General features: G+C 27.2%; 1 pseudogene. It reads right to left on the reverse strand.

The annotated features are described in order from the left end of the window. Window positions 1-350, reverse strand: a pseudogene (locus tag ACFQZ1_RS11090) (hypothetical protein); the annotation flags it as partial. Between the last annotated feature and the right edge of the window lie 194 nt (window positions 351-544).

Here is a 544-nt window from a genome sequence, read left to right on the forward strand (position 1 = left end):
GGTGGATAATCACTGCCGTTAATATTAAAACTTTTTTGTGCATCAAAAGATAAAAAACCATCTTTATCAATTTCGATTTGTTGCACTTCATTTAATTTAGCCCATTTCATATGCCCTTTACCTAATAGCCAATTTTTCCAATATAAACCTGAACTTGTAAAATAAACACCATATTTTCCTGAGCCAAACAAATTGCAACTTAAGAAAGCAATAATTCGATCATCTTTTGGTATAGAGAAACGTTTATTTGCAATTGATAAGAAATCTTCAGGTATTCTGGTAACATAAAATCTAGACTGTTGATATTCTAAACAAATATCAGTTAAACGATTAATATCTATATTCAACATGATAATTCTCTCTTTCTTATATATTTTCGATATAATAAATTATAATATTTACAGGTAAAAAATTACAGTTAAACTTTACTTAAATCGAGAGCACACTATTGGATTCCAAAGATCAATTAGTATTAAATTGAAAAATTTCTAATTTGGTTTTATCGTTTGGGGGAAGAATGTATTTCTTAAGTTGATGGGTATGT

It is taken from the genome of Bacillus sp. CGMCC 1.60114 (genome assembly GCF_042676365.1).
Taxonomy (GTDB): domain Bacteria; phylum Bacillota; class Bacilli; order Bacillales; family Bacillaceae_G; genus Bacillus_A; species Bacillus_A rhizoplanae_A.